13 protein-coding genes and 1 riboswitch are annotated in these 20,470 nt (G+C 66.4%); all 13 genes read right to left on the bottom strand.

Features of this window, described 5'->3' with window-relative positions; all coding sequences use genetic code 11:
- Positions 1 to 18: 18 nt before the first annotated feature.
- A complete protein-coding gene (locus Q362_RS24020) occupies positions 19 to 2,070 on the bottom strand; it encodes a TonB-dependent receptor plug domain-containing protein (RefSeq protein ID WP_028317872.1) in 2,052 nt (683 codons plus the stop codon).
- 141 nt (positions 2,071 to 2,211) lie between these two features.
- Positions 2,212 to 2,423: riboswitch (cobalamin riboswitch) on the bottom strand.
- 2 nt (positions 2,424 to 2,425) lie between these two features.
- A complete protein-coding gene (locus tag Q362_RS19280) occupies positions 2,426 to 3,655 on the bottom strand; it encodes an adenosylcobinamide amidohydrolase (protein WP_051553723.1) in 1,230 nt (409 codons plus the stop codon).
- A 27-nt stretch (positions 3,656 to 3,682) separates the two neighbouring features.
- Positions 3,683 to 4,417, bottom strand: coding sequence for an ABC transporter permease (locus Q362_RS0105505; protein ID WP_028317871.1), 735 nt, complete (start codon positions 4,415 to 4,417; stop codon positions 3,683 to 3,685).
- A complete protein-coding gene (locus Q362_RS0105500) occupies positions 4,417 to 5,253 on the bottom strand; it encodes an ABC transporter ATP-binding protein (protein ID WP_028317870.1) in 837 nt (278 codons plus the stop codon). The genes Q362_RS0105505 and Q362_RS0105500 overlap by 1 nt, the downstream gene beginning before the upstream one ends.
- A gap of 48 nt (positions 5,254 to 5,301) precedes the next feature.
- Entirely contained in the window at positions 5,302 to 7,449 is a 2,148-nt protein-coding gene (locus Q362_RS0105495; protein ID WP_084312331.1) for a TonB-dependent receptor, read from the bottom strand.
- A 53-nt stretch (positions 7,450 to 7,502) separates the two neighbouring features.
- The gene (locus Q362_RS0105490) at positions 7,503 to 8,549 is read right to left on the bottom strand and encodes a magnesium chelatase ATPase subunit I (protein WP_028317868.1); all 1,047 of its coding nucleotides are present in this window, start codon (positions 8,547 to 8,549) and stop codon (positions 7,503 to 7,505) included.
- Positions 8,546 to 10,597 carry a putative cobaltochelatase gene (locus tag Q362_RS0105485; RefSeq protein WP_028317867.1) on the bottom strand — a complete coding sequence of 684 codons (2,052 nt, stop codon included), beginning with the start codon at positions 10,595 to 10,597 and terminating at the stop codon, positions 8,546 to 8,548. The genes Q362_RS0105490 and Q362_RS0105485 overlap by 4 nt, the downstream gene beginning before the upstream one ends.
- Positions 10,598 to 10,605: 8 nt before the next feature.
- The gene (locus tag Q362_RS0105480) at positions 10,606 to 12,348 is read right to left on the bottom strand and encodes a TonB-dependent receptor plug domain-containing protein (RefSeq protein ID WP_028317866.1); all 1,743 of its coding nucleotides are present in this window, start codon (positions 12,346 to 12,348) and stop codon (positions 10,606 to 10,608) included.
- Between the two features lie 96 nt (positions 12,349 to 12,444).
- Complete coding sequence (gene cobN / locus Q362_RS0105475) at positions 12,445 to 16,209, bottom strand: cobaltochelatase subunit CobN (protein ID WP_028317865.1); 3,765 nt, start codon at positions 16,207 to 16,209, stop codon at positions 12,445 to 12,447.
- On the bottom strand, positions 16,197 to 17,459 hold the full coding sequence (locus Q362_RS0105470; protein WP_028317864.1) for an ABC transporter ATP-binding protein: 1,263 nt from the start codon (positions 17,457 to 17,459) through the stop codon (positions 16,197 to 16,199). The genes cobN and Q362_RS0105470 overlap by 13 nt, the downstream gene beginning before the upstream one ends.
- A complete protein-coding gene (locus Q362_RS0105465) occupies positions 17,456 to 18,505 on the bottom strand; it encodes a FecCD family ABC transporter permease (RefSeq protein WP_028317863.1) in 1,050 nt (349 codons plus the stop codon). The genes Q362_RS0105470 and Q362_RS0105465 overlap by 4 nt, the downstream gene beginning before the upstream one ends.
- On the bottom strand, positions 18,502 to 19,647 hold the full coding sequence (locus tag Q362_RS0105460) for an ABC transporter substrate-binding protein (protein WP_028317862.1): 1,146 nt from the start codon (positions 19,645 to 19,647) through the stop codon (positions 18,502 to 18,504). The genes Q362_RS0105465 and Q362_RS0105460 overlap by 4 nt, the downstream gene beginning before the upstream one ends.
- The gene (locus tag Q362_RS0105455) at positions 19,644 to 20,468 is read right to left on the bottom strand and encodes a hypothetical protein (protein ID WP_028317861.1); all 825 of its coding nucleotides are present in this window, start codon (positions 20,466 to 20,468) and stop codon (positions 19,644 to 19,646) included. Before Q362_RS0105455 ends, Q362_RS0105460 begins: the two co-directional genes overlap by 4 nt.
- Positions 20,469 to 20,470 lie beyond the last annotated feature (2 nt).

The raw sequence follows: 20,470 nt of genomic DNA, 5'->3' as shown, positions 1-20,470 counted from the left end.
GCGGCATCCGGTCGAAAGTCAGAAGTTATAGGTCAAACCGACCAGAAAGTTGCGTTCCGGCATCAGGTAGCCGCGAACCCATTCCACTTCCTGATCAAAGAGGTTGAGGACGCTGCCCTTCACCTCCCAATGCTCGTCGAACCGGTAGCGCAGGGTCAGATCCCAGTAGCTGAACGCGCCTTTTTCCTCGACTTGGTAGGTGTCCCAATTGTCGATCATCTGCGGCCCGATCAGGGCATGGCTCAGTTGCCCGCTCAGACCCTGATAGCCGATGTTCAGCCCGGTTTTTATCTCGTAGTCCGAGGTGTAGAGCAGATCGCTTTGGGTCAATTCGTCGCGATAGGTGGTGTTGAAGGTCATGTTGGACCAGAGCGAGGCGGTGAACGGCAGACGGAAGGTCTTGTCGAGAGCCCATTCCACACCGATATCGAAGCCGGTGAGCGTCGCGTCGCCGTGGTTTTCGTACGTGCTGACCGTCTGCCCCCCTTCCGAATACACCTTGGAGACGATCTTGTCCTCGTAATCGGTATGGAAGTAGCTGAACTTGAATGTCACCGGGCTGAAGAACAGGTCGAAGCCGATGTCGTAGCTCATGCTCGTTTCCGGGTCGAGATCCGGATTGCCGCGGTAGTGCACGTCCCTTGTGGTATGGTAGTAATCGGCGGACAACTGGTCGGCGGTGGGCGATTTGAAGCCTTCGCCGGCATTGGCCCGCAGCCGGAGTTTTTCGTCGAAGAGCTTCACGCCCACGCCCACCTTGGGCGACACATGGCTGTAATCCTCGCTCCGTTCGTTGAAACTGGCGTAGGAGCCTGTCTCCGCCCGCTTGGTGGTGACGTCGAAACGGTCGTAGCGGGCGGCGGCGATAATGTTGACCCGGTTGTCGAGGAGATCGAGCGAGTCCTGGATAAAGAGGGCCTGATTGTCGTAATCGAGCCCCGGCGTATAGGGCCGTGCCGGCAGGGAATCGGCGACCCCATAGGATTTCTTCTCCAGGTTTTCCATGGTAAAACCGGCGAGCAGGCTGTTCCAGGAGGTCATCTTCCAGGTGAACTGATGATCGGTTCCCACGGTTTCGTCGATGTATTTGGTCTGATAGGAATCCGGGTCGGAATTGCCATAGGAATTGCCGGAGAACCAGTGGTTCTTGTCCCAGAGGTAATAGGCCATCCCCCGCCAGTGCACGGCGCCCCCGAAGAAATCGCCATTGTATTCCAGATCGGCGTACCCGGTGCTTTTGTCGTTGTGATCGTCATATTCCTTCACGTAGGAGGAATAGGTCCCGGCGGCCCAACTGGGCGACTCGCTGGTCAGGTCGGAGTAGTTGCCGCCCAGGCGCAATTCGTGGCGTTCGCTGAACGCATAGACGAAGTTGCCGCCGATGTTCTTTTTCTCCACCCCGCTGTTGTACACCGTGCCGAAGGTCGGGTCCTTGTAATCGCCGATATCGTCGATATCGGCCGTGGCAAAGAAACGGAACTTCTCGTTGACTTCGCCGCCACCGGTCACCTGGGTTTTGTAGTAATCGAAACTGCCGTATTCGCCGCCCACGGAACCGCCCAGCTTGCCGTCGCCCTTCTTGGTGATCAGGTTGACCACGCCGCCCATGGCCGCCGAACCGTACAGGGCCGAGGCCGGCCCCTTGATGACCTCCACCCGTTCGATCCGGTCCAGGTTGATCTTGGCGGCATTGCCCGTGCCGATCCGGTGGCCGTCGACGAGGATCAGCACATAACCGGCCAGATCGGCGCCATGGGCATCGGTACGGAAACCGCGCAGGCCGATGGGGCTGAGCAGGCCATTGTATTTGTGGTAGTGGCCGGTAACGTATTTGCCGACCAGATCGCCGACATCGGCGACACCGGACATCTCGATGGTTTCCCTGGTGATCACCTGGGTGGTGACCGGCACGTCGATGGAGCGCTCTTCGGTACGGGTGGCGGTCACGATCATGTCGTCGCCCTTCACGGTCTGCTTTTTCCCCTCGGCCGCCGCCGGCACGGCCAGCAACGGCACCAGCGCCAGAGCATACACCAATCGATCGATCTTCACCTGCTTCGTCGGGTACATCTTTTCCTCCTTTGTGTGTTCATCCGGTTCGGTTGCGTGGAAGAAGCAGGACACGATTCATGCAGCGAAGGGCAAGCGGTTCGCCCGCTTGCCTTCTTCTCCGTACATTTCTGCGCGTCACTGCATCCTCGACAGTTTTCGGCACAGCATCGGCAACTGGCAGGTCTTCTGACTTTCCCCCCGTATCGAGGCCTTCCCATGGCCCTGGGCCACAGTGGCGTCGTCTCGATGCGGTTCCCCGGCCGACTCGGCCGGGGCGGGGATCACAGCGGCGGGACCGTTCCCGTTTCGCACGGGATTCCCTTGTCCGCCCCGGATGGATGTCCGGGGCGACCGGCTGCCTGAAAATGGGTGTTTATCGCTCGTTGTCGGCGGTTCCCTCCCTGGTTTCGCCATTGGTCGGGCACTGGCCGCCCGCGGCGCCGGCAGAGTCAACGGTCTGCCATTTGTCGGCAAAGCCCAGCGCCAGGGCGCGGCAGGCCAGGGCGACGAAGGCGGGGTTGCCGGTTTCCGTCCGGGTCGGCGCCACAAGCCGGCGGTAGTCGTCCAGCCGTCCGTAATCGCCGCTGACCGCGCAGGCCGCCTGGGCGGCATAGGCGGCCATGATCTCGCTCCAGCAGGTCTGCGGCAGCACGCCCCAGGCCATCTTGTCCCTGAGATGCACCAGGGCGGCGATGGCGGCGACGGTGGGCGGATCGCGCTCGATGGCATGGAAATTACTCCGCAGAAGGTCCGCCTGGGCGGCATCGAGATGGGCGCAGATGGCGTCCTGCAGGGCCGCCCGGTTCAGGCCGAAGCGCTCCAGATGGATCTTGGCCGAGCACTGCCCGGCCGGGGTCAGGTGGTTCTGCCGGGCGAGCGTGCTCTTGATCGCCTCGTACACCGCCAGACCGATCAGTTCGCCCAGCTTGGCGTGCTTGCCGGCACTGGTCAGCGGCGGCTCGTCGCTTGCCAGGGCCGCCACCCCGATCTGGTCGGTACCGGTGCCGGTGGCCAGGCCGTCGGAATAACGGGAATTGACCGCCAGTTCCTGGAGCACGGCGGTCTTGGCCTCGGTGGCGGTGACGATGCAGCGGGTCAGCGCGCCGGGAATCAGCGGCTTGCCGATGAACAGCATGGTGTTGATGGTGCCCGGTCCGGGCAGGGCGGTGGCCGGCGGCAGCCGCTCGAAGCCCTCGGCGGTCTCCACCACCGAGGCCGGATCGCCGACCCGGCCGGCATTGCCCTCGACCCCGCCGGTGCAGACCGCGGCCACGGTGAGGTCGCGGAAGCTGTGCACCGCGATGCAGGCGTTGTGCATGTTGGCGGCGGTGCCCAGGGTGGCGCAGCGGTCGGCGGGCAGGTCGTGGCGTTCGCAGACCGCGCGCCGGTAGGCGGCGGGATCGCGGGTGGCCATGGGCGGCAGGCGGTGGCAATGGCCACCCGGTTCGCAGCTCTGGTGGTTGTAGAGATAGTCGAGGTCGGTGCGCAGCCCGCCGGCCACCCGGCAGGTGGACAGCACGCTGTGCGGTTTGAGGAAGCGGGCGTAGATGATCTTCTCTTCCCGGTGGATTGCCACGCCGTTGTAGAAGGTGTCGAGGTGCATGTCCGGATCTCCTTGCAAAACGTTCCCTTAGTCCCTGGCCCGGTTGACCGAGTGCAGGGCCAGCCAGAAAAAGGCCAGGCCCACGAGCAGCAGCACCAGATAGTCGATCCCTGCCACCGGGCGGCCCAGGCTGCTGGCCCGGATGGCGTTGGAAGCGTGGGTCAGCGGCAGGCAGTGCAGGGCCGCCTGGACCCAGGCCGGCAGCTTGTCCACCGGGAAAAAGGTGCCGCCCAGGAAGGCCATGGGCGTGATGATGAAGCTGGTCAGCAGGCTCTGGTCGGCGTGCGACTTGACCAGCATGGCCATGGCCACCGCCAGCGAGGCGAAGACGAAGCAGTCGAGCAGCACGGCCAGCCAGAAGAGCGGGCCGTAGTGGAGCACCACCCCGAAGGGCAGGGCCAGCAGCAGGATCACCCCCACCCCCAGGAGCGCCCTGGTCATGCCGGCCAGGGTCTCGCCGGCGACATAGGCCAGGTTGCCGATGGGCGCGGCCTGGAACTCCTCGAAGATGTTCCAGTAGAAGCGGGCCACGTTGATGTCGGTGGCGATGGCGAAGGCCTGGGTCATGCTGGCCATGGCCACCAGGCCGGGAAGGAGGAAATGCAGGTAGGACTGCTCGCCGAAGCGGATCAGGTCGCCCATGGCGTAGCCGAAGGTGACCAGGTACAAAAGCGGCGACACCGCCATGCCCGCCAGCTGGCGCTTGAGCCGGCATTTGAGGATGAGCATCTCGCGGAGATAGATAGCGACGAATCCGTGCATCACGATACCTTCTTGCCGGTGAGGCTCAAAAATGCGTCCTCGAGGTTGACCCGCCGCAGGGTGAAGCCGCAGTCCTGGCTGGCGGAGTAGGAGGTGGCCTCCTCGCGGGTGGCGAAATAGCGGGTCTCCATGGCCTCGCCGTTGATCCGGTCGATGGCCCAGGCGCCGAGCCGGGCCATCAGGTCCTGCGGCCGGTCCAGGGCCACGATCCGGCCCTGGTCGAGAAAGGCGACCCGGCCGGCCAGGAATTCGGCCTCCTCGATGTAGTGGGTGGTGAGGAAAATGGTGGCGCCGTCCTGCTGCACCCGCTTGATCAGCGCCCAGATGCGGCGGCGGATGGCCGGGTCCAGGCCGACGGTCGGCTCGTCGAGAAAGAGGAGCATTGGCTCGTGCATCAGGGCCCGGGCGATCATCAGCCGCCGCTTGAGGCCGCCGGAGAGCTGCTTGACCGGCTGGTCGATGCGGTCGGCCATCTCGACATAATCGAGCAGCTCGGCGGTGCGCGTCCGCCGCCGGGCGGGTGCCATGCCGAACAGGCGGCCGTGGATGTCCAGGTTCTGCCGCACGGTCAGCTCGCTGTCCAGGTTGACGTGCTGGGGCACCAGGCCGCACTGGCGCTTGGCGGCCTGGGGTTCGAGGGTGATGTCGTGGCCGCCGATCGCCGCCCTGCCGCCGCCGATCCGGGTCAGGCCGGTGAGGATGCGGATGGTGGTGGTCTTGCCGGCGCCATTGGGCCCGAGGAAGGCGAACAGCTCGCCCCGGGCGACGCGGAGGTCGATGCCGTCCACCGCCCGCACGGCGCCGTAGGATTTTTGCAGTTGGTCGATTTCGATCATGGTTGCCCTTCCAGGGGTTGGTGTCGGCAAGCGGTCATCGGGGAGGGCCTAAAACCGGAACGTCATGCCTATTTCGAAATACTGCCCCAGCCGGGGATAGTATTCGTTGGCGAACAGGCCGTTGCGGGCGATGTCGCCCGCGCTGGCATAGAGTTCGCCGGTGGAGTTGTAGACCGATTCGATGTCCTCGTCGAAGATGTTGTTGGCCAAAAACCACAGCGACCAGTTGTCCCGCTCGTAGCGGATGCCCAGGTCCACGGTCTGGCGTTGGCCGTATTCGATGCGGTTGAGGTAGTCGACGTAATAGGAGCCGGTGACGTTCAGGTCCACGTTGCAGCGGAGGTGCTCCATGGGAAAGAGGTCGATGCCGACCGTGTACTTGTACTTGGGCACGTGGTTGAGCTGGTAGCCGTCCAGGTCCCGGAATGCCTGGCTGGTCGGCGTGTCCCAGGTGTAGACCCGTTCCCGGCCGCTGGTCCACTCGGCCTCCATGTAGGTGCCGGACAGCCGGTAGCCCAGGATCTCGGTGAGCAGGCCGTTCATCTCCAGCTCGATGCCCTTGTGCTCGGAATCGCCGGTGTTCTTGTAGCCGGCGTAGGACTTGCTGGAATCGTAGAACAGGGCGAACTTGTCCTTGTAGTCGATGTAGAACAGGGAGGCGTTGAGGTTGGCCCATTTGGCGAACCGCTGTTTGTGGCCGATTTCGTAGGTCAGGCTTTCCTCCGGTTTCAGGTCCTCGGGCAGGTTTTCCGGGTTCATGTATTGCATGGCCGACTCGTAATACATGGGCGCCGGATACCAGTAGGAGGTGCCCACCGCGACATAGGTGGTGGCGTCGTCGTGCCAGTGGTAGGCCGGGGCGATGGACCAGGGGTACTTGTCGTGGGTGAGGTCGACCCGGTCGCCGTTGCGGTTGGCCACCTTGTAGCGGACCTCGTCGCGGCGGATGCCCAGGTTGAGTTCGATGCGCTCGCCGAAAAAAAACTGGTTCTGGAAAAAGAGGCCGTATTTTTTCTGGTCGAAATCCATGTCCGCCTTGCGCTTGCCGCTGACATGGCTGGCGCTGGCGGGGTTGAGCGCGTAGGTGCGGGTGTTGTCGAAGGTGGTCAGTTCCATGTCGGCGCCCAGGGTGGGCGTGTAGCGGACTGCGCCGCCGCCCAGGTGCAGGCCGCCGGAAAGATTCAGCTTGTACCGGTCCTGGTCCCGGTCTTCCTCGTAGACGCTGTTGGGGCTCGAATAGATCTGGTAGCGGGAATCGTAGAATTCGTCGAAATGGGTGAAGGCCGCCAGGGCATTGACGAAGCTGTCCGCATCCTTGCGGCGGTAATTCAGGGCGGCGCTGGAGGACTGCTGTTCGGATTCGTTGTAGGAAACCAGGGCGCCGCCCGGCTCCTGCCGGAATTCGTCGGCCCGGCGGTCCGTGTCCAGGGCATAGCGGTTCTTGCCCCGGGTGGTGTCGTAGGTGTTGTCGGTATAGCCCAGGTTGAGACCCAGCCGGCTGTGGCTGTCGATGCTGTAGCCCCCCTTCAGGCTGAGGTTGCCGCGGGTCTGTTCGTCGTGGAGATAGCCGTCGGTGTTGTAGAAGGAACCGTTGGCGAAATAATCCCAGGCGCCCTGGCCGCCGCTGACGGTGGCCGTGGTGTTGGTGGTGTTCCAGGAACCGTAGGAGGTCCCGATTTCGGCGGTGGGCGGCTGGTCCTTCTTGCCGGATTTGGTGACGATGTTGATGACCCCGCGGGCCGAGTCCGATCCGAAGACCGTGGTGCCGGGGGAGCGGAGGACCTCGATCCGCTCGATGTTCGCCACCGGAATGGTCTCGTAGTTGTTGTAGCCGGATTTGCCCAGATCCTGGGGCACCCCGTCCAGGAGTACCAGCGGGCCGCCCGAACTGGAGGAGCGCGTGCCCCGGATGCTCAGGTAGTACTTGGAGGCGCCGTCGTCAAAGACCCCCGGCACCCGGACCAGGGCATCGCCGATGTTCTTCACGCCCATGGTTTCCAGGTCCCGGGCCGTGATCACCGAGATGGAGGCGGGCGTGTCCACCATTTTCACGTCGCGGGTGGCCGCGACCACCATGTCGTCCAGTTTGACCTCTTCGTTGACCGCGGCCTCTTCGGCCTGGCCGGCCCCAGGGCCGAACAGCGCCGGCACGCAGAAGACGATGCCGGCACACAGTGTTCGCGCCATTCGTTGCATGATTCCCTCCCTCCCGTATAAATTTGATATAATTCAGTAAAAACAGGCAAGTGTCAGTTGGCCTTGGCCGAGGCCCTGGCGCGCAGGGCCTGGACATTGTCGGCGATCTCCATCAGCGGCTGCCGCCGCACCCGGTGCGGCAGGACCAGTTCGGCCGCGGTGCGGATATCGTCGGTCGCCACCTCGGTGCGGCCGTCCAGGGCGGCCAGGGTCTTGGCGGTCTTGAGCATGATGATGTCGCCGCGATGGCCGTCCACGCCGACCTCCAGGCAGGTGCGGGCGATCTCGAACAGCAGCGGCCGTTCGACCTGCACCTCGGGATAGAGGGAGCGGGCGATGAGCAGCCGGTCGGCCAGGGCGGCGGACTCGGCCTGCCAGCGGGCGGCGAAGGCCTCCGCGTCCAGGTCGAAGGCGGCCCGCCGTTCCATGATCGCCACCCGGTCCTCGGTGGTGCGGATGCCCTCGATGGTGACGCAGAGACCGAAGCGGTCGAGCAGTTGCGGCCGCAGGTCGCCCTCCTCGGGATTCATGGTGCCCACCAGGGTGAAGCGCGCCGGGTGGGAAAAGGAGACCCCCTCGCGCTCGATGGTGTTGACACCCATGGCCGCCGAATCGAGCAGCACGTCGACCACGTGGTCGTCGAGCAGGTTGACCTCGTCGACATAGAGGATGTTGCGGTGCGCCTGGGCCAGGATGCCGGGCTCGACCCGTTTTTCCCCCTTTTTCAGGGCGTGTTCGAGATCGAGCGTGCCCACCACCCGGTCCTCGGTGGCGCCGACGGGCAGCTCCACCACCCGCACCTTGCGCATCACCACCTCCGGCCTGTCCGCCCCGGCCGCCTCGCCCCGCACCGTGTGGCGGATCTCCCGGTAGATCTCGAACTCCTCGTTGGGATCGAGCTGATAGGGATCGTCGCGGAACACCGGGATCTCGGGGAGGATGTCGGCCAGGGCGCGGACCGCCGTGGATTTGGCGGTGCCCTTCTCGCCGCGGATCAGCACCCCGGAAAGCCCAGGATTGACGACGTTGAGCATCAGGGCCAGTTTCATGGTGTCCTGGCCGACCAGGGCGGTGAAGGGATAGATGGGGCGGGTGTTCATGGGTGCTGTCCTCGCACGATGTCGACCAGGGCCTGGGCCTTCAGGTCGTCTATTTTGAAGTATTGGGCCGTCATGGCCCCGGCCAGCCGTCGGGCCAGGCCGAAGGTGACCAGGCCGGCCTCCTCGGTGTCGACCACGATGGTGCGGATGCGCCTGTCCTGCGCCAGGGCGCCGGCCAGGCGGAGCGATTCCTCCACCGGCTTGCCCTCGCCCAGGGCCACGTTGCATTTGCCGTCGGTGATGAAGATGACGATCGGCTGGGCCGTGGGGTTCTTGATCAGGTAGTTGCGCACCTGCTCGTGGGTCCTGACCAGGCCGGCCGAAAGCGGCGTGCGGCCGCCCACCGGCATCTCAGCCAAAAGCCGCCCGGCCAGGTCCACCGAGGTGGTGGGCGGCAGGTTGACCGTGGCCTCCTGCCTGCGGAAGGTGATCATCGCCACCCTGTCGCGTTTCTGGTAGGCGTCGAGCAGAAGCGACATGACCGCGCCCTTGGAGGCGGCCATGCGGCCGCGCGCCCCCATGGAACCGCTGGCGTCGACCACGAAGAGCAGCAGGTTGCCGATCCGCTTCTCGCGGATCTTGGTGCGCAGGTCCTGCTCGCGCAGGTGCACGGCCAGGCCGTCGGCGCTGCCGGCGCGCTGCCGCTGGAAGGGCGCGGCGGCCCGCAGGGTGGCGTCCAGGGCGAGATCGTCGCTCGGACGCAGGGCGCTTTTCACGTACCGGCCCTTTTTCTGGGCGATCCGGCTGCGGGACCGGCGGCCCGAGCCCCGCCGCACCACCCGGTCCTTGACCGCGCTCAGCGGCTTGACCTTGAAGGTGGCCCCGATCTCGAAGAACTCGTCCTCGCGGCCGGCGGGCGCGGGCTGCTGCCCGTTCTCCTCTTCGTCCTGCCGGCCCTCCGGTTCCTGCCGGTCGCCGGTCTCCGGCGGCTCGGCGGCGGGCGGCGGCTGGTTCCCGGCTTCCTGCGGCGCCGGCTCTTCCGGTTGCTGGCCGCTCTGCTGCTCCCGGTTCTCCTCGGGCGGGGTGTCGTCCGACTGCTCATCGGGCGGTTGCTCGTCCGGCGGCGGCGGTGGCGGCGGTGGCGGCGGTTGGGCGTCGCGCCGCCGGTGCAGCAGCACCATCGGCGCCACGATGCGGATATGGTCGACGCTGACCTCGGCCCTGCCCTCGAAGGCGGCCAGGGCGCGGGCGGCCTGCTCCATCACCAGGTCGGCGCGGTGGCCGGCGACGTTGCTTTCCCGGCAGAGCTCGCCGATGAAGCCGCGCAGATGGGCGGCGACGTGCACCCTGGGCAGGAAGGCGCGGGCTTGGGCGAGGCGGTGGGCGAGCCGGTCGCTCTCCTCTTGGTAGCCGGCGAGAAAAGCGGCCGGGTCGCGGTCGAAGGCCTCGCGCCGTTCCATCAGGGTGACCCGCTCCTCGGGATCGCTGCTGCCGGCGATCTCCAGGCAGAGGCCGAAGCGGTCGAGCAACTGGGGCCGCAGTTCGCCCTCCTCGGGGTTCATGGTCCCCACCAGGATGCAGCGGGCCGGATGCCGGTACGAAATCCCCTCGCGCTCGATCCGGTTCTCGCCGCTGGCGGCGGCATCGAGGATGAGATCGACGATGTGGTCGTCCAGGAGATTGACCTCGTCGACATAGAGCAGGCCGCGATGGGCGGCGGCCAGCAGTCCGGGGGCGAAGACCACCTGGCCGGTCCTGAGCGAGCGCGGAAAATCGATGCCGCCGGCCACCCGGTCCTCGGTGGCGTTCAGGGGCAGCTCGACCAGGCGCGCCCGCCGGCTATCGGTTTCGAGATCGGGAAAGCGGCGCCGGCATTCGGGGCAGCGGTCCTCGTCCGGTTCAGGCGAGCAGGCGTTGGCGCAGCCGCGCACCACGAGGATCTCCGGCAAGAGCGCCGCCAAGGCCCGGACCATGGTCGACTTGGCCGTGCCCTTCTCGCCCCGGAGCAGGATGCCGCCCACGGCCGGATTGATGGCGGCGAGCAGCAGCCCCTGTTGCAGTTGTTCCTGGCCGACCACCGCGGCCAGCGGATACACCGTGCGTTCCATGCGCGCTCCTACAGTTTCCAGCTCATGCCGGCCAACCAGGTCAGGGGCGGGGCGAGCAGGCCGTCGGCATAGGAGTATGCGGTGTCGGCCAGGTTGTCGATTTCGGCAAAGAGCGCCCAGCGGCGGTCCAGGCGGTATTCGGCCCGCATGTCGGCGAGAGCGTATCCGGGCGTGCTTTTGCTGTTGTCGCGGTACAGGTAGGCCTTCGAGACATATTTGCCGGAAAGGACGATCATCAGGTTCTCGGTGGCCTGCCAGGAACAGTCCAGGGTGGCGCGGTGCTTGCTCTTGGCCGTGACATAGAGGCCGGTTTCCTCGTCGACGGCTTTCAGGTAGGTGTAGCCGGCGCGGATGCCGAGGTTGTCCGCGGCCCGCCAGTTGACGGCCAGATCGCCCCCCCGGTAGGTCACTTCCCCCAGGTTCTCGTATTGCCCCACGCCGTCGGTGCCGGTGATGTAGCTGATGCGGTCGCTGAGCCGGTTGTAGAAAACCGAGGCCCGCAGCGACAGCCGCTCGATGGGCGTGTAGGTGGCGGCCAGGCTGTAGTTGTCGGCGGTTTCCATGTCCAGGTTCGGGTTGGGCCGGGTGGAGCTGGTGCGGTTGTAGCGCTGGTGGAAGCTGGGGGTATTGTTGCTGCCGCTGTAGGAGAGGGTGGCGCCCCAGTGTTCCCGCTGATAGGCGAGCTTGATTTCCGGGTTGAGGGCATCGTCGAAAGCGGTGTTGCAGTTGGCGCGCAATCCGGCGGTCAGGGTCCAGGGGCTGGTGCCCCGATTGAGGTTCTGGCTGGCGAAAAGCGAAAAGGTCTCTTCGCTTTTGCCGGCAAAGGTGTCGCTGCTGGCTTCGGCCAGCCGGTAGCCCAGGCCATACTCCATCGTGCCGAAACCGCCGGTGGCAAAGGAGGATGTGAGCGTTTCACCGAGTTCGTTCACCCGCAGGCGCTGGTCGAGATTCTTGCTGACATCGGTGTTGTGATTCTCGCCGCTGTTGAACGAGGTGGCGCTGGTGAAGCCCAGGGCTTTTGCCTGGGCGGCCAGGACCGTGGTCTCGCTGGTTTTGCGGGAATGGGGCGTCGGAAAATCCGGCAGGCCGCTGAGCCCCTGATCCTCGTGGATGAAATCGGCGCTGACCTGCACCGAGCGCTCGTCATCGACGGCATAGGCCAGTCTGACCCCGCCCTGATGCCGGACATCGTCGTTGTTGACGGTATACCCCTGGGTCGTTTCCGCCTCGCCGCCGGCCTCCGCCGTCCAGCGGCCGGAGCGCCCCTGTACCGAGGCCTGGCCGTAGCCGGTCTCCAGGTTGCCGCCGTAGGCCTTGGCGCTGGCGCTGATTTCGCGGACGGCGCGGCTGGTGATGAGAATCACGCCGCCGCTGGCGTCCTGGCCGTAGCGGACGCCGCCCTTGCCGCGCAGGATCTCGATGCGTTCGACCTGGTCGGGATCGACGACGCTGAGATTCACCGCCCCGTAGCTGGAGGTCGGGTCGTTCAGGGGCCGGCCGTCGAGCAACACCTTCACCTTGTACGAACCATGGATGCCCACCGAGGAATCGCCCGCCTCGACGCCGGGGATGTGGTTGAGCACATCGGCGATCTTGCGGGCCTTCATGCGGGCGATCTCCTCGGCGGTGACGACGACCACGCCGTTTTCCTCGGTCGCGCCGAAAGCGGCGGGAGCGATCGTGGCGGCAGCGGGCACGGAAAGCGCCAGACCCAGCAGGAGATGCAGGGGGATGGGGATTGTCCGTCTCACTTCAATTCCGGGTACACACTGCTTTTTCCCGCCCCTGCGGGGCACCCTTGCCCCGGGGCGGGAGAGGGGCCGGGGAGGTGGGCAGGCCCGCCGCCCTCATTCGCTCCACTCCTCGATTTCCCCTTCCATCTCCAGGTAGGCGTTCTGCAACTGCTCCTCCATTGCCGGCTCCGCCTGCCACATGCCCCGGCCGATGGCCTCCAGCAGCTTGTCGAGGATGTTCTGCAGGGCATAGGGGTTGACCGCCTTCATCCACTCCTGCATTTCCGGGTCAAGGGCGTAGGCGCGGGCGATCTTCTCGTACATCCAGTCGTCGATCACCTCGGCGGTGGCGTCCCAGCCCAGGACCACGTCCATCATGTGCGAGATGTCGCCGGCGCCCTTGTAGCCGTGGCGTTTCATGCCCTCCAGCCATTTCGGGTTGACCAGGCGGGAACGGAGCACGTGCTTGGCCTCCTCGAAGGTGGTGCGCATCTTGACCCGCTTGGGGTCGGAACTGTCGCCCATGACCGCGAACGGCAGGCGGCCGCGCACCGTCTTCACCGCCACGATCATGCCGCCGTAGTAGTTGTAGTAGTCGGTGCAGGACATCATGTCGTATTCGCGGGAATCCTCGTTTTTCACGGTCACGTCCATCCGTGCCAGCTGGCGGCGGTAGGCCATGGGCTTCTGCGCGCCGTAGCTGCCGCGGCCGTAGGCGTGCGAGGAGTAGCGGATGTAGTTGTTGCCCAGGTCTTCCTGGGTCTGCCAGTGCTTGGATTCGATCAGTTCCGAGACGCCGGCGCCGTAGGTGCCCGGCGGGCAGCCGAAGACCCGGAAGGTGGCCTCGCGCCAGGCCTCCTCCTCGCTTAAGCCCTCCTGGCGGTATGCCTCCAGGTCGCGGTAGACGTTGCGGCGGAGGAAATTGTCTTCCGGCGGCTCCTCCAGGGCCGCCACCATGCGGGCCGCCTCGTCGATCCGCTCGACCAGGTTGGGGAAGGAGTCGCGGAAAAATCCCGAGATACGCGGAACCACATCGAGCCGCGGCCGCCCCAGTTCGCTCAAGGGGATGACCTCCAGGCCGCAGACGTTGCCGCTGCCCGGCTGCCAGACGGGCTTGAGCCCCATCAGGTAGAAGATTTCGGCGATGTCGTCGCCCCTGGTGCGCATGGTCACGGTGCCGTAGACCAGGATGCCGATGGATTCCGGATAGGCACCGGTTTCCTTGAGATAGCGCTCGATCAGGGCGTCGCCCAGGCGGACGCCCACCTCCCAGGCGGCCGGCGTGGGGATTGTGTTGGGATCGACCGAATAGAAGTTGCGGCCCGTGGGCAGGATGTCGGCCTGGCCCCGGCTGGGCGCGCCCGAGGGGCCGGGACGGACGAACCGGCCGGCGAACCCGGCCAGGGAGGCGTCGATCTCCTCGCTGCACCGCCGGATATTGGGCACCAGCATGCGGGCGATGTAGTCGAGGCTCGCAGCGACATGAGGCCGAGCCGCCGGCGAAAGGTGCGCGGTCAGTTGCGGGATGGCCTCGGCCCGATAGTCTGCCTCGGCCAGTTCCGCCACCAGGGCCAGGGCCTGTTCATGGGCCGCGCGCAGTACCTCGCCGCCGGTGCGGTTGCCGAAGCGGGCCTCGCGCTTGCCCCGGTTGGCGACGACCTCGTCATAGTCGCAGCCCATGGCCGCGACCAGGGATTCGCGCAGCGACGGCACCTCGCCGTTGGCCAGTCGGGTGAGCTGGACCGCGAATTCGGCGAGCCGCCGGCCTTCCGGGGCGCGGCCCAGGACGTGCAGGCCGTCGTTTATCATGGTGTCGCCCAGTTCCTCGACATAGGCGTGCAGTCGTTCGAGGAAGCCGTCGAAATCGGCCAGGGCGGCCTGCTCGCCGATCTCCAGGTCCTGGTCCAGTTTCGCGGCAGCGACCGCCGCCCAGACCATGGGCCGGAGGATGTCCACCTTGGCCGGATCTTCGGCCCGGGCCGCCGCGTATTCCGTGACCAGGGCCTGCACCGTGGCCAGGTCGTCGTAGAGGTCGGCGTTGGTGAAGGCCGGGGGCAGGTGGTCGACGATGCAGCAGTAGGAGCGGCGCTTGGCCTGGGTGCCCTCGCCGGGATCGTTGATGATGTAGGGGTAGATGTTGGGCAGCTCCATGATGGCCAGGTCCGGGTAGCAGGAGCCGGACAGGCCCATGGCTTTTCCGGGCAGCCATTCCAGCGAGCCGTGCTTGCCGACGTGCATGACCGCATCGGCCTTGAACACGTCGCGGATCCAGCGATACTGCGCCAGATAGTGATGCGGCGGCGACAGGTGCAGGTCGTGCAGCACCTTGTCGATCTGCTCCAGGTAGCCGCGCGGCGGCTGGATGGTGAGAAAGACGTTGCCGTTGATCAGGCCGGCGAAATGCAATTTCTCGTCATGGACGAACAGATCGCCCGGCATCTCGCCCCAGTCGGCGGTCATCTTGGCGCGCACGGCTGGCGGCAGCTCCGCATGCCAGGGCTGATATTGTTCGGCGCCGGCGTGGGCCTCGGCACGGGCGGCCATCTGGTCCATGGGCAACCAGCGCCGGTCGCAGGTCATCTTGTCCAGGAGGGCGTGGGCCAATTCGTCCGGCTCCCCGTAGTCGTGGTCGATCAGGTAGCCTTGCTCTTGCATCCGGGCCAGGAGGGCGGCCACGCTGGCAAAGGAGTCGAGGCCGGCGGCGCAGCCGATGCGGTCGTTGCGCGGCGGATAATGGTGGAAGATGATGGCGATCTTCCGTTCTTCCGGTGGAATGCGGCGCAACCGGCCCCAGTTGAGCGCCAGCCGCACCAGCTTGTCGACCCGCTCGGGAATGGGCCGGTATTTGGCGAGCAGGGCGCCGGTGAGCGGATCGACGGTGTCCTGCTCGCGGGTGGCCACCGGCACGGCGATCAGGGCGCCGTCGAATTCCGGCTGGGCCACGGCATAGGAGACATCCATGGTCGGCAGGCCCTGGACGCTTTCCGACCACTGGGCAAAGGGCGCCGAGCAGGTCATGGCCTGGATCACGGGCACGCCCAGGCCGGGCAGCAGCTCCCTGAACTCCGGCGCCACCAGGGTGAGGGAGAACATCAGCGGGTTGATCAGCACGTCGATGCGCGGTGTGTCGCCATCCATGAAATAGTGGGCGACCACCCCGTCGGCGGCCCGGTTGCCGCGGCCGGCATCCCTGTAGCGCAGGTGGAACACCGGGATGACGTTGGCCCCGGCCGCCTCGATGGCGCGGATGAGGGTGTCGATGAAGGCGAGATTGTTGTTGACCCAGTAGGTCTGATAAAACCACAGGCCGACGGTGACCTTGGCGGGATCGACTTTTTTCGCCAGATAGTCCTCGATATCGGGCACGCCGTCATAGTCCGGATGGTAGATGCCGTCGTCGGGCAGGGGCTCGGGCGGCCGGCAGGCATGATCCGCGCCGTGCTGGTGATTGTGCAGCAAGACGAGCAGGTGGTAAAAATTGCGGGACCCGCCGAACTGGAGGTAGCGCTTGACCGTATCCCAGAAGGGCGTGCCGAACTCGGTGGACAGCTCCCTCGCCGCCTCGATGGAGTCCTCGTCGCCGCTGGAGGGCTGGATATGGATCAGGGGACCTTGGGATGTTCTTTCCGCCAGGGCCTCCTTGAGCAGGTCAAAGGCCGGGAACGAGGCGCGGCCGCCGTGCAGGGAGACGATCAGGATGTCGGCGGCAAGCGCCTCGCGGACGAAAACCTCCTGCCGCTTGCGGTCGAAGAGCTGGGTCTGGGTGCGGGCTTGGACCGCGAGCGGGCCGCAGTGCTCGCGGTAGAGCCGGACGCCTTCGGCCAGCGAGGGGATCTCGGCCGCCGTGGCCGAATAGTAGCACAGGGTCAGGGGGTGCATGGGCTCTCCTCGCCGTGAATGGGAACGGCATGCCGGGGCGTGAGGGTTTCCAGGGCCTCGAGCAGCCGGGCGGCGTCGGCACAGGCCAGGTAGCGCTGGCCGCCGGTCGGACGTAGGCCCGGCGGCAGGTCGCCGCGCAGGCTGAGCACGGTCTTGCCCAGCTCTAGGGCGGCTTGCAGCAGGGCCAGGTTGGCCTCGTTGACCGGGCCCACCGGGAAGCCGCAGTCGACGACCAGGTCGCAGCCGGCCAGCAGTTCTTTCGCCCGGTCGGCGGCCGCGCCGTTGATGTGCTCCATGGGGGCCACGGCGACGCATTCGGCGCCGAGCGAACGGGCGACGAAACAGTCGAGGTCGTTTTCGTGGACCACGCCGGTGGCCAGGGCGAAGCCTCTTTTGGTCAGCATGCGATAGACCAGGGCGCCGCTGCCCATGCCGCCGACCACGAAGGCCCGGCCCCGGTCGCCCGCGCCCCGCAGTTCGATGCCGCCCAGGTGGCGGTTGAACTCGGCCTTGTCGAAGTCGTACAGATCGGTGACCGCCTGCCGGCTGAGCACGGTTTCCGGCGGGCCCCAGGCCGCCAGGCCGCCGTCGCGGATCAGGGCCACCCGGTCGCTGACCTTGGCGGCGACATCGACGTCGTGCAGCGAGGCGATCACCGTGATGCCCTTGGTGCGGCAGAGGTCGCGGAGGATGGCCATCACCTCCACCCGGTGCTTGAGATCGAGGTGGATGGTGGGCTCGTCCAGCAAGAGCACCTGCGGTTCCTGGGCCAGGGCCCGGGCCATCAGCACCTTTTGTTGCTCGCCGTCGCTCAGGTCGGCAAAGGGCCGGTGGGCCAGGTCCAGGGCGTGCACCGCGGCCAGCGACGAGGTGACCGCCACCCGGTCTCCGGAGCCGAGGCGGCCGAGATAGTCGGTGTGGGGATAGCGGCCCAGGGCCACGAACTCGAAGACCGTGAACAGCGGCGGCGCGATCTTGTCGGTGAGGACCACGGCCATGATCCGGGCCAGTTCCAGGGCCGCCAGGCTCTCCAGGGGCCTGCCCTGCACCCTGATCCCGCCGGCCTGGGGGGCAAGATGACGGGAGAGGGTGCGGAGCAGGGTGGTCTTGCCGGCGCCGTTGGGGCCGAGCAGGCTGACGAACTGGCCGCCGTGGCAGGAAAAATCGAGATGGCGCAGGACCGGCCTGTTCCTGTAGCCCACGCCCAGGTCGTGGACCTCGACGACCGGTTGACCGGCAGTGGCGTTCATAGCTTGACCCTCCGTTGCAGCAGCAGGGTGATGACGATGGGGGCGCCGAAGAAGGCGGTGATGGCCGAGAGCGGCAGTTCCACCGGGGCCATGACCGAGCGGGCGATCAGGTCGCAGAGGCTGGCCACCAGGCCGCCCATCAGGCAGGCGCCGGGGATGAGGATGCGGTTGTCCGAGGTGCCGAAGCCGAGTCGGGCCATGTGCGGCACGGCCATGCCGATGAAGGCCACCGGCCCGGCCATGGAGGTGATCATCCCGGCCAGGGCGCAGGCGCAGAGCAGGATCAGCAGGCGGAAGCGGCGGATGTCGACGCCCATGGAGGCCGCGTATTCCTCGCCCAGAAGAAAGGCGTTGAGCGGTTTGCTCTGCAGGTACAGCAGCAGCAGGATGGCGCCGCCGACAATCAGCAGGATGGCGATCTCGTCCCACTTGAAGCCCGAGAAGCTGCCCAATTGCCAGAGAACGAAGCCCTTGATCCTGTCCTTTTCGGCAAAGGCGGTGAGGATGGCGCTGACCGCACCGCACAGATAGCCCATCATCAGGCCGACGATCAACAGCGTCACCCCGCCCTTGACCCGGTTGGCGATGGCCAGCACGATCAGCATCACGCCGTAGGCGCCGGCAAAGGCGGCCAGGGTGGAGACGAAGGGGGTGAACAGGGTCCAGCCCACGGTGATGCTGGTGAGCATCACGAAGGAGACCATCAGGGTGGCGCCCGAGGAGATGCCGAGGATGTAGGGGCCGACGATGGGGTTTTTGAAATAGATCTGCAGGAGCAGGCCCGAGGCGGCGAGATAGGCGCCGCCGAACACCGCGGCGATGGCCCGGGGAATGCGGATGTTCCAGATGATGAAGCCGGTGGTCGAGGCGTCACGCGGGCCGGTGAGGGCCTGCCAGATCTCGGCCGGGGTGAAGTCGACCGAGCCGACGGCCACGTTTATGAGCATCATCGCCAGGGTGAGCAGGCCCAGCAGGGCGAAGACCAGCGGCGGCCGGCGCAGGAGCAGGGGCCGCGTTTCGGCCAGGCAGAGTTCGGAGGTGGTCATGAGCGCTCCTTGGGGACCGGTTCGGTATCGGGCAGTTCCACGAAGTAGTGCAGCTGGTAGTCGGGATAGGCCTCGGGGTGGAGGATGGCGCTGATCTCGGTGAGGATCTCGTCGAGCCGGTCGGCCCCCTGGGTGTAGTGGGGCAGGGGCGCGTAGACCTTGCCCCGTTTGAGCGGGGCGATGTCCTTGATCAGCGGGTTGAGCTTGGCCAGGGCCTCCTTGGAGGTGGCGCCCATCTCCCTGGTGCGGTAGGTGAAGAAGATGTCCGCGTCCTGGCCGGAATAGAGGAACCGTTCCACCGTGATCTCGATGCAGGAGGTGCCGAACACGTCCTTGAACTGGTAGTCGCTCTGGGCCAGCCCCACCAGTTCGCCCACCCAGGCGTTGCCCGGTTCGACCATGACCCGCTTTTCGTAGATGTCGCCCCACATCACCCTGGGCTGGTGGGCCAGGCCGGCGGTGCGGGCGCGGATGTCGCGCAGGGCCGCGTCGATCCGGGCGAAATAGGCGTCCGCCTCTCGTTCCTTCTGGAAAAACGGGGCGAGAAACTGGACAAAGCGCATGCGGGCGTTGAGGCACATGGCCGTGGGGGTGGTGGTGACCACGGCGGGAATGTGCAGGTCGTCGAGCAGGGGGATGACCGAGGGGTCCCAGGTCAGCACCAGTTCCGGCTCGCTCTGCTTGAGCCGCTCATAGTCGATACTGGCGGCGTCGCCCAGGAAGGCGATCCGCCCGGCCTCCATGCCCCGCTTGATTTCCGGGATGTGCCAGCGTTTGGCCGGCACGGTCACGCCCACCAGGGTCTGTTCGAGCACGCCCAGGGCGCGGAGCACGGCGATGTCGAAGTAGCCGTAGGCGGCCACCCGTTGCACCGGCACCCGGATGACCTGGGAGGGCGCGCAGTCCGCCGGCATGGGCGCTTCGCGGGGGATGAGCACCAGGGTGCGGCCGGCGCCGTCGCGGACCTCGGTGCGGTCCGGCGAGATCCGGTTGATGGCGAATTCGCCGACCTGGAGAAAGGCCGGTTCGGAGTCGCCGGCGGTGCCCGCGGCCCGGTCACCGCGGTCGCAGGCGGCCAGGACGGCCAGCGCCAGCAGCAGGAACAGGGTGCCCAGCACAGGGTGCGATGTCGACCGATTCATTCCGTGGTTGCCTCCCGATACATGATCCATTCGTAGAGATAGAGTGCCAGCCCCAGGGTGAAGAGGACGATGCCCGCCAGATAGAGCGCCACTCCGGGGTCCTTGCGGACGTACAGGTCGATCCGCGTCTTCATTTTCATGCCGTCCAGGCTCTTGGGGGCGAAATCCCGCAGGTGGAGGCTGTAGCCCTGGAACCGGACCGGCCGGGTGCAGGAGAGCATCGCCTCCTGCTTGCTCGTGCCGTCGTCCAGGAGCAGCCGGGCCCGGGCGGTGATGACCTCGTTGCGCCAGAAGGCCAGCCGCGTCCCCCGGTAATGCTCGGGTTCGAAGGCGAGCAGGGTGACCTGACCGCTGGTGCCGGGTAAGGAGAGGTGGGAACCCGGCACCAGGGTGCGGCCGGTCAGGACCTGGGTGCAGAGGTAGCTCGCCAGATAGCCCGCGAGGATGACGATCAGGCCGTAGTGCATGATGTGCGGCGCCAGCTTGAGCGCCAGCCGCCTGCGGTGGCCCGTCCCCCGGCCGTCGCTCCGGGCGGCCAGGAGTTGAACCACCCGGTTGGTGGTGCAGACGAAGGTGTTGACCGCCAGCAGGGTCAGCAGGGCCAGGAGCAGGAAGAACCAGCCGGTGGCGGCCAGGTTGTGGCTGCCGTAGGTCTGCATCCAGGGGATCAGGCCCATGTCGTTCAGCGGCGTGAACAGCGGCATGCGCCGGTCGAGCGAGAAGTAGCCCCAGACCAGGTCCGCGGTCAGCAGCAGGCAGAGGCCGACGGTCAGGTTGATGCTGCCCAGGGAGCGCCAGAGGACGAGAAGCGAACGGTGCATGG

Source organism: Desulfobulbus elongatus DSM 2908 (assembly GCF_000621145.1).
GTDB classification, from domain to species: Bacteria; Desulfobacterota; Desulfobulbia; order Desulfobulbales; family Desulfobulbaceae; genus Desulfobulbus; species Desulfobulbus elongatus.
Note: the sequence above shows the minus strand (reverse complement) of the source record. Positions and strands in the feature narration are given on the sequence as shown.

Bases quoted from the DNA above. Each gene is read 5' to 3' on its own strand.
- Q362_RS24020 (WP_028317872.1), bottom strand. From the start codon at position 2,070: ATGTACCCGACGAAGCAGGTGAAGATCGATCGATTGGTGTATGCTCTG.
- Q362_RS19280 (WP_051553723.1), bottom strand. From the start codon at position 3,655: ATGCACCTCGACACCTTCTACAACGGCGTGGCAATCCACCGGGAAGAG.
- Q362_RS0105505 (WP_028317871.1), bottom strand. From the start codon at position 4,417: ATGCACGGATTCGTCGCTATCTATCTCCGCGAGATGCTCATCCTCAAA.
- Q362_RS0105500 (WP_028317870.1), bottom strand. From the start codon at position 5,253: ATGATCGAAATCGACCAACTGCAAAAATCCTACGGCGCCGTGCGGGCG.
- Q362_RS0105495 (WP_084312331.1), bottom strand. From the start codon at position 7,449: ATGCAACGAATGGCGCGAACACTGTGTGCCGGCATCGTCTTCTGCGTG.
- Q362_RS0105490 (WP_028317868.1), bottom strand. From the start codon at position 8,549: ATGAACACCCGCCCCATCTATCCCTTCACCGCCCTGGTCGGCCAGGAC.
- Q362_RS0105485 (WP_028317867.1), bottom strand. From the start codon at position 10,597: ATGGAACGCACGGTGTATCCGCTGGCCGCGGTGGTCGGCCAGGAACAA.
- cobN (WP_028317865.1), bottom strand. From the start codon at position 16,209: ATGCACCCCCTGACCCTGTGCTACTATTCGGCCACGGCGGCCGAGATC.
- Q362_RS0105470 (WP_028317864.1), bottom strand. From the start codon at position 17,459: ATGAACGCCACTGCCGGTCAACCGGTCGTCGAGGTCCACGACCTGGGC.
- Q362_RS0105465 (WP_028317863.1), bottom strand. From the start codon at position 18,505: ATGACCACCTCCGAACTCTGCCTGGCCGAAACGCGGCCCCTGCTCCTG.
- Q362_RS0105460 (WP_028317862.1), bottom strand. From the start codon at position 19,647: ATGAATCGGTCGACATCGCACCCTGTGCTGGGCACCCTGTTCCTGCTG.
- Q362_RS0105455 (WP_028317861.1), bottom strand. From the start codon at position 20,468: ATGCACCGTTCGCTTCTCGTCCTCTGGCGCTCCCTGGGCAGCATCAAC.